7 protein-coding genes and 2 pseudogenes are annotated in these 8026 nt (G+C 67.4%); 4 read left to right on the top strand and 5 right to left on the bottom strand.

The annotated features are described in order from the left end of the window. A pseudogene (locus tag AB4Y94_RS17695) lies at positions 1 to 140 on the top strand (IS30 family transposase); the annotation flags it as partial. A 97-nt stretch (positions 141 to 237) separates the two neighbouring features. Here AB4Y94_RS17695 and trhO read toward each other — a convergent pair. Next, positions 238 to 1134, bottom strand: a complete 897-nt coding sequence (gene trhO, locus AB4Y94_RS17700; protein ID WP_441729337.1) for an oxygen-dependent tRNA uridine(34) hydroxylase TrhO — start codon at positions 1132 to 1134, stop codon at positions 238 to 240. Positions 1135 to 1143: 9 nt separating this feature from the next. After that, on the bottom strand, positions 1144 to 1689 hold the full coding sequence (locus tag AB4Y94_RS17705) for a metallophosphoesterase family protein (protein WP_441729338.1): 546 nt from the start codon (positions 1687 to 1689) through the stop codon (positions 1144 to 1146). Positions 1690 to 1840: 151 nt separating this feature from the next. Here AB4Y94_RS17705 and AB4Y94_RS17710 point away from each other — a divergent pair, with 151 nt between their 5' ends. Together AB4Y94_RS17710 and AB4Y94_RS17715 are read left to right on the top strand one after the other, a co-directional pair. Further along, entirely contained in the window at positions 1841 to 2455 is a 615-nt protein-coding gene (locus AB4Y94_RS17710; protein WP_441729339.1) for a flavodoxin family protein, read from the top strand. Positions 2456 to 2628: 173 nt separating this feature from the next. After that, positions 2629 to 3558: an alpha/beta hydrolase gene (locus AB4Y94_RS17715; protein ID WP_441729340.1), complete on the top strand. Its 930-nt coding sequence runs from the start codon at positions 2629 to 2631 to the stop codon at positions 3556 to 3558. Between the two features lie 61 nt (positions 3559 to 3619). Here AB4Y94_RS17715 and AB4Y94_RS17720 read toward each other — a convergent pair whose 3' ends face one another. The 3 genes from AB4Y94_RS17720 to AB4Y94_RS17730 all read right to left on the bottom strand — a co-directional run bounded on the left by AB4Y94_RS17720 (position 3620) and on the right by AB4Y94_RS17730 (position 7676). Then, positions 3620 to 5407 carry an ABC transporter permease/substrate binding protein gene (locus tag AB4Y94_RS17720; RefSeq protein WP_441729341.1) on the bottom strand — a complete coding sequence of 596 codons (1788 nt, stop codon included), beginning with the start codon at positions 5405 to 5407 and terminating at the stop codon, positions 3620 to 3622. Further along, entirely contained in the window at positions 5404 to 6708 is a 1305-nt protein-coding gene (locus AB4Y94_RS17725) for a quaternary amine ABC transporter ATP-binding protein (protein WP_441729343.1), read from the bottom strand. The genes AB4Y94_RS17720 and AB4Y94_RS17725 overlap by 4 nt, the downstream gene beginning before the upstream one ends. 332 nt (positions 6709 to 7040) lie before the next feature. Next, the gene (locus AB4Y94_RS17730; RefSeq protein WP_441729342.1) at positions 7041 to 7676 is read right to left on the bottom strand and encodes a LysE family translocator; all 636 of its coding nucleotides are present in this window, start codon (positions 7674 to 7676) and stop codon (positions 7041 to 7043) included. 123 nt (positions 7677 to 7799) lie between these two features. On the opposite strand from AB4Y94_RS17730, the pseudogene AB4Y94_RS17735 reads away from it, so the two are divergent. Continuing rightward, positions 7800 to 8026, top strand: a pseudogene (locus AB4Y94_RS17735) (MmgE/PrpD family protein); the annotation flags it as partial.

An 8026-nucleotide genomic window follows, 5' to 3' on the forward strand; every position in this document is an offset into this window, starting at 1 on the left:
GTCGCGAGCACCTCGAATTTGTCCAAGCCGAACTCAACGGCCGACCACGGAAGACCCTCAACTGGAAGAGCCCAGCCGAGGCCCTCAACGAACTGCTGTTAAACTCGCCAAACGAAAACCGTGTTGCAACGACGCCGTGAATTCACCGCCGCGGGAAGGTCGATTCGTGACACCTCAGGGCGAATGAGCCGGGGGTATAGCTGTTCGGCACCCGGCCCGGGCGGGCGGGCGGGCGGATTATGCGTGCGCCGCGCAGGCCGGCGCATCGACGGCCACACACGCCGGACACGCCACCAGTTGTTCACGACACGACAGGTCCCGGCAGTTGAGCATGTTCTTCGTCGGCGCGGCACACACCGCGCACCGCCCCAGAACCGCCGCGTGGTCGCTGAACTCCACCGACATCCGCTGGTCGAACACGTAGAGCGAACCGTCCCACAAGCCGTCGTCGCCGAACGCCTCGCCGTACCGCACGATGCCGCCGTCGAGCTGGTAGACCTCACCGAAACCGCGGGCCTTCATCAGTCCGCTCAACACTTCACAGCGGATGCCGCCGGTGCAGTACGTCACGACGGGTTTGTCCTTGAGGTGGTCATACTTGCCGCTGTCGAGTTCGGCGGCGAAGTCGCGGGTGTTGGCGACCTCGGGGACCACGGCGTTCCTGAAGCGGCCGATCTCGGCCTCGAACGCGTTGCGCCCGTCGAAGAAGACCACGTCATCCCCGCGCGCGGCGACCAACCGGTGCAGCTCGGCCGGCGCGAGCTTGGCGCCGCCGCCGACCACGCCGTCGGTGTCGACGCGCAGCTCGTCAGGGGCGCCGAAACTCACGATCTCCTCGCGCACCCTGACCACCAGGCGCGGGAAGTCGAGGCTCCGCCCCGCACGGTCAAGGCCGGTGCCGCCGCTCCACTTGAAGTCGATGTTCTTGAAGGCCGGGTAGTCGCGGGTCTTCCGCACGTACTTCTTCAGTGCGCCCAGCTCCCCGCCGACGGTGCCGTTCAGGCCGTCCGTCGAGATCAGGATGCGACCGCGAAGGCCCAGGGACTCGCACAGGTCGCGCTGCCAGAGGCGCACGGCTTCGGGGTCGGCCAGCGGGGTGAAGACGTAGTAGAGCAGGATCTTCGAAATGGCCACCGCCTCATTTTACGCGGCGGGCCCCGCCCTCCGCTGTCCATTCCTCGCCCCGGGGAGGGGAAGCGCAACCGTCGTCACATCACGGACGGCGCCGCCGTCGACGACCGCGGTGAGGTAGGTGCAGGCCGGCTGCCGCCGTCGGTCGGTCGGTGATCCGGGGTTCAGCAGCCGGATCCCGCCCGGTGTGGTCGTGTCCCACGGAATGTGGCTGTGCCCGAACAGGAGCACGTCGGTGCCCGGGAAGCGGGAATCGCACCTGGCTTCGCGGCCCACCGCTGGACCGGTTTCGTGGATCACTGCGAAGCGGATGCCCTCAATCTCGAACCGTGCGACCTCCGGAAGTCGCGCGCGGAGCTCGGGGCCGTCGTTGTTGCCGAACACGCCGACCAGGCTCCGCGAACGTTCCTCCAGACGGTCGAGCGTCGCGGTGTCGACCCAGTCCCCGGCGTGCACGACGACATCCGCTTGGTCGACGGCGTCCCAAAGCCGGGCCGGGAGGCCGCGCGCCCGCGTGGGCACATGGGTGTCCGCCATCACAAGCACGGCGACCGGCATGGCGTTGCCCCCCTCGCTGGTTCAGGTCGACGCTACCGACCACCGTGGCCGCACGCAAGCGGCTCACGGCCGCCGGCAGGCGAGCCGGATGCCGCGGCGCTCGGGCGTCCCGTCACTGTGCGCCGTCGCACATCGGGTGGACACTGGGGAAATGGACACCACGACACTCGCCGCACTGGCCCTCATCTGCTCGCTTAAGCCGTCGCCGGCGGAGTCCAGCACCCAGCTCCTGGCCGACCAGGTGCTTGACGCCCTCGCCGAGCACGGCGTCACCGGATCCAGCATCCGGCTGGCGGACCTCAATGTGAAGTTCGGCGTCGAAGCCGATATGGGTGACGGTGACGAATGGCCGAGCGTGCGCGAGCGCATCCTGGCCGCGGACATCCTGGTGGTCAGCACTCCGACCTGGATGGGCCACATGTCGAGCATCGCCCAGCAGGTCCTCGAGCGGCTGGACGCTGAACTGTCGCTGACGGACGACCGCGAGCTGCCAGAGGTCTACGACAAGGTCGCCGTGGTCGCCGTCGTGGGAAACGAAGACGGGGCCCATGCCATCACGGCCGACCTGTACCAGGGGTTGAACGACGTGGGATTCACCATTCCCGCGCAGGGCGGCACCTACTGGAACGGGGAGGCGATGCATACCGTCGATTACAAGGATCTCGATGCGGTGCCGAAGGAGGTCGCCTCCGCCACGGCGGGACTTGCCGCCAGCGCCACCCACCTCGCCCGGCTTCTGAAAGCCAACCGATACCCGGCGCCGTAGCGCGCGTCCGGCAGATGCAGCTGCTTTTCACAGCTAGAGCAAGGCACCCTCCCAGCCGCAGCACGGACGTGGTGCTTAGGGTCGCCGTAATGATATCCACCGCCGTGACCCCCTGCTCCCCACACCGTTCCACTGTTGTTTCTCGACTTCCCGTGTGGATGTGGCGTGCGCTGATGGCTCGCATCAGCCCGGGGGAACTGCACAAGTTCAACGCCGAACCGGTGCAGACGGTCGACTACACCTTCGACGTCGACTACGTGGGCGATGGCATCCATAGCCACCGCCTCGATGTGATGACGCCGCACGCCGCCGCCGGGCCGCTGCCGGTGTACGTGTACTTCCACGGCGGCGGCTGGACCTCGGGCGACAAGGCCCCGCTCACCAAGTACGCGGCAAGCCAGGCCGCCGACGGCATGGTCGTCGTCAATGCCAACTACCGCATGGCGCCCCGGTTCCGCCTGAAGCACATGATGCACGACGGCAACGCGGTGCTCGAGTGGGTGGCGCGGCACGCGGCCGAGTTCGGCGGGGACCCGTCGCGCATCATCCTGGGCGGCGACTCCGCCGGCGGCCACATCGCCGCGCTGCTCACGGCGTCCGCGTTCGATCCGGAACTGGCCGCCCACTACGACATCGAACCGGCCGCGGCCGCGGCGAGCCTGCGCGGCCTGGTGCAGCACTGCAGCATCGCGGACTTCTCGGTGATGTTCGAGCGCAACTTCGTGCTCAGCCTCAATTTCCTGCGGATGCTGCTGCCCGAGCGGATGAGCGGGCTCGCCCTCCGCGCCGCGGCGCGTTTCGTGTCGCCGATCGAGTGGCTGGACCAGGGGTTCCCCCCGGTCTTCGTCACGACGTCGGAGCGCGACTACTTCTACGGGGCGAACCTCAACTTCATTGCCGCGTTGCGGGGGCGGAAGATCGAGGTGGACAGCCTGATCTACGAGCGCAAGTGGGCGAACACGCGGCACACCTGGCAGCAGGATTCCCGTCACCCCGAGTCGCAGGAGGTGTACCGGCGCCTGGGTGCCTTCGTACGCACCGTGGCCGCCCTGCCGCTGACGAAAGCCCCGCCGCTGGGCGCGGTCCTGCCGCTCGCCGCCTAACCCCGGCTGCGCGACGAGGCCCGCCACGCTGTGACGGGCCTCGTCGAGCGGATGCTGCGGGTCAGCCGGTCAGGCCGGCCACATACTTGGTGTTCTCGGTCATCCACTTCTGCACGATCGGCGCGTAGTCGTCGCTCTCGGTGCTCCCGTTGAACATCACGTTCTCGAGCGAGTACAACATGGTGGAGTCCATCCGGAAGTCGGAGATCCACCCGGCCAGGGCCGGGAAGTCCTTCTCGAACGACGTGCTGGCGAGCGAATGGATCGTCTCCTTCGTGCCCAGCGCCCCCTGGGGGTCCTTGAGGTTCTTGATGTCGAACTCGTCGTATGCCCAGTGCGGCATCCAGAGGGTCACGGCAATGTTCTCATCGGCGGCCAGCGCGGCCTTCAACTCGGAGAGCATGGCCGGAGTCGACGACGTGACGAAGTCCATCTTCTCCAGGCCGTAGCCCGGGATCACGGCGTTCTCGGTGGCGTCGGTCAGCCCAGCACCCGGCTCGATCCCGACCAGCCTGTTGTCGAACAGGTCGGCGTTGGCCGCCAGCTCGTCGAGTGAGTCGATAGGGGCATCCGCGTTGACCGCTATCGTGTTGGCCGCGTCGTCGTTCCACGCGCCCAGGTCGACCAGGCTGTCTCCGTATTGCGTCATGTACGCCTCATGGGTGGTCGGCAGCCAGCCGTCGAGCACCAGGTCGTAATCATTCGTGCTGACGCCGGCGAACACCGTGCCGGCATCCGCATACTCAAGCGTGACGTTGTAGCCCTTCTTCTCGAGCACGCCCTTCCACAGGTACGAGGCGGCTTCGCCCTCCGGCCAGCCGTTGAACACCGCGATGGTGAGGTCCTTCTTGTCGCCGTTCGCGGGACCCGCAGTCGCGGAACTGTCGCCGGTGCTCACGGCGAAGGCCGTGAAAGCGAGTACGGCGACCGATACGACGACGCCCGCGGCCACCAGCAGCTTTTTCACCGTGGACGCCGGAGCACTCGCCCGCACGCGCGCCGTGGCGCGGGCACCGACCCGCACCCGTCCGGTGCCGAGGGTGGCGGTGAGCCGGTCCAGCACGATGGCCAGCACCACGACGGCGAGTCCCGCCTCAAAGCCGAGCCCCACGTCAATGCGACTGAGCGCCTGCACGATCACTCCCCCGAGGCCGCCGGCGCCGACCATGCCGGCGATCACGACCATCGACAGGGAGAGCATGATCACCTGGTTGACGCCGGCCATGATGGTCGGTGCGGCCAGCGGCAGCTGGATCTGCCGAAGGATGCGTCGGGGTGACGCGCCGAAGGCGTGCCCGGCCTCCACCACCTCTTTGTCAACGCCGCGGATACCGAGTTCCGTCATCCGAACGCCGGGAGCCATGGCGAAGATGATGGTCGCCACGATGCCGGGCACAACGCCGACCCGGAACAGGATGAGGGCGGGAATCAGGTACACGAAGGCCGGCATGGTCTGCATGAAGTCCAGTACCGGCTTCATGATCGACGAGGCGACCCGGCTTCGCGCGGCAAGGATGCCGAGCGGAACGCTGACCACGATCGCGATGATGGCCGCGGTCAGCACCAGCGCGAGAGTATCCATTGCGGCATCCCACTGGTTGACCCCGACGATGATCGTCAGGCCGACGGCGGTGCCGAGGGCGAAGATCCAGCCCCGGGCCCAGTAGCCGAGCGCAACGACGCCCACGATGATCACCCAGAACGGCGGCGTCACCAGCGCCCAGTCGACGGCCTCATAGAAGCCGCCGAAGATCGCCCGCAGCACGTCGAAGACGGGGTGGAACACGTCGGTGATGAACTGGACGAGCGCTTCCGCCCAGTCGCCCAGAGGAAGTCGGAAGTCGTTCATCGGGTTGCTCCATCCGTGGTGACGAACATGTCGTCTGCGGCATCCGCTGTTTCACGGAGGGTTTCGGTGATGACCTCCACCGAATAGGTCGCGGGGGGCTCGATGACGGCGATCTCACCGGTGGTGGAGGTCACGTTCCCGAGTGCGGCCAGCAGCGTCGCCCGGGGGATGACCCCGAGCAGGCGAAGCTTGTCGTCGACGACGGCGACCGGCAGGGGGCTCTCCACCGACGGTTCGAACAACTCGGTGAGGGGCGCGTCGGGCGCCACAGTCGCGACGTCGTGCCGCACCACGGAGGCGAGGTCACGGTCGCCGGCCTTCACCAGGCGCATCACGTCTTTATCGCGGACCACCCCGATGAGGGTGCGGCCGTTGCCCACCACGAACGCCGCCGACGTCTGCTGGTCGCGGAGCGTCCGGAGGGCGGCGCGGGGTCCGGCGGAGACGGAGACGATGGCCTTCGCCGGCTCCATCACCCCGGAGGCAGTGAGAACCCGGGCGCGGTCGACGTCCTGGACGAACTGGGCGACGTAATCGTTGGCCGGGTCGGTGAGGATGTCATCGGGGGTTCCGACCTGCACGATGCGGCCGTCGCGCATCACGGCGATCCGGTCGCCGAGGAACATGGCTTCGTTGAGGTCATGTGTGATGAAGATGATGGTCTTGCCGAGTTCGGCCTGGAGTTCGACCAGCTGTTCCTGCATTTCGCGGCGAATCAGCGGGTCGAGGGCGGAGAACGCCTCGTCCATCAACAGCACATCGGTGTCGGAGGCCAGGGCGCGGGCGAGGCCGACGCGTTGCTGCATGCCGCCGGAGAGCTCCCCGGGCAGCTTGTCTTCCCACCCGGAGAGTCCGACGCGGGCGATGATCGCCTGGGCGCGCTCGCGGCGTTCCGCCAGCGGCACGCCCTGCACCTCAAGGGCGTAGGCCGCGTTGTCGAGCACGGTGCGGTGCGGGAGGAGCGCGAAATGCTGGAAAACCATCGAGACGCTCGACTGGCGCACCGCGCGCAGTCGGGCAGCGGGAACGCCGGTGATCCGCGTTCCCATGATCGAGACGGTTCCGCTGGTGGGTTCGAGCAGGCCGTTGAGCATGCGAATCAGGGTTGACTTGCCGGAGCCGGACAGCCCCATCACCACGAAGATCTCACCCGCCTTCACGTCGAAGGAGGCGTCGATGACGGCTGCGGTTCCGCTCTGGGCACGCGAGTCGCGGCCGGCACCGTCCTTGAGGCGCTTCACGGCCTCTTTCGGCCGGCGGCCGAAGACTTTGTAGAGCTCGTGCGCTTCAACGGCCAGGATTCCGGGGGCATGGGTTTCGATGAGGATGTCTCCGTGCCGCGCGCAGCAGCTTTCCACTGCCGGCGGCTTACTTTCGGCCGGGATCGGCAGGACTGCTTCGGTCACCCATCAAGCTCGGTGCACGTGAAAAACACGCGCGTTCCGGAACGAATCGGACTCAGAAGCGGTGGTGATCACGGGACCACCACCAACCTGGCCAAACCGTACGCCCACGCACATCCGGGTCAGTGGATGACCGCGTGGCCGCGGACTGGTCATGGCCCGAAGGCCGTCAATCAACGTATCAACCGGGCGGAGGTTCGACTAATCGAGACCGGCGATTCCGCCGCAGATCAGGAGTTCGCGCCGGTCACGGCGAGCACGCCGCCGAGCCCGATCATCATCACTCCGCCGCTGGCCGAGAGGTGCTCGATCCGCTTGGGAGAGCGGGCGAACCAGTCCCGCGCGGCTCCGGCGGCCAGCGCCCAGATGCTGTCGCTGAGCAGTGCGAGGACCACGAAAACGAGCCCCAGGGTCATCATCTGCAGCGGGACCTGTCCGCCCCGGTAGTCGACGAACTGCGGAAGTACCGCGACGAAGAACACGATCGATTTCGGGTTGCTGATTCCCACCCCGAAGCCCTCCGCCACCAGCCGCCAGCGCGACTTGCCGGCCGAGGTCAGCCCGGTGGCCCGTGCGCTCCGCCGATGCCGGATCGCCTGCACCCCGAGGTAGACGATGTACGCCGCACCGACCAGCTTGATCACCGTGAACACGACCACCGACTGGGTGACGATGGCGCCCAACCCGAGCGCTACGGCGAGGATGATCGGCACGAGCGCGATCGAGTTCCCGAGCACACTCAGAAAGCCGCCGAGCCGGCCGAGTGCGAGCGACCGGCCGATCACGAACAACACCGTCGGCCCTGGCAGCACGATCAGAGCGATCGCGGCCAGCGAGAACGTCACCAGGTTGGGCAGGGGAACCATGGTTGAACGCTACTCCGGTGTCAGCGGCGCGGTCACCGGCAACCATGCCGGGGCTCGGTCGATTCGCCGCGTCCGGAGGCGTCCTTTCACAAACTCTCAGCCGGAACAGATAGGTTTTTCACTGTGAACCTCCACGACGTCCGTGTCCACCGCAGTGATGAGAATCTGGCCCGTGAGGGCCAGTTGGCCTGGAGGATCGCSGAGGTCGCGGCCGATCCGGTGGAGGTGTCCGCTGAGGTCACCGAGATGGTGATCAACCGGGTGATCGACAACGCGTCGGTTGCGGCGGCGTCACTGACCCGGAAGCCGGTGGTGTCGGCGCGGTCGCAGGCGCTCTCCCACCCACGCTC

Source organism: Glaciibacter sp. 2TAF33 (assembly GCF_052114945.1).
Taxonomy (GTDB): domain Bacteria; phylum Actinomycetota; class Actinomycetes; order Actinomycetales; family Microbacteriaceae; genus Cryobacterium.

Coding starts and splice junctions, on each gene's coding strand:
- AB4Y94_RS17720 (WP_441729341.1), bottom strand. CDS start 5,407: ATGAACGACTTCCGACTTCCTCTGGGCGACTGGGCGGAAGCGCTCGTC.
- AB4Y94_RS17730 (WP_441729342.1), bottom strand. CDS start 7,676: ATGGTTCCCCTGCCCAACCTGGTGACGTTCTCGCTGGCCGCGATCGCT.
- AB4Y94_RS17710 (WP_441729339.1), top strand. CDS start 1,841: ATGGACACCACGACACTCGCCGCACTGGCCCTCATCTGCTCGCTTAAG.
- AB4Y94_RS17705 (WP_441729338.1), bottom strand. CDS start 1,689: ATGCCGGTCGCCGTGCTTGTGATGGCGGACACCCATGTGCCCACGCGG.
- AB4Y94_RS17715 (WP_441729340.1), top strand. CDS start 2,629: ATGGCTCGCATCAGCCCGGGGGAACTGCACAAGTTCAACGCCGAACCG.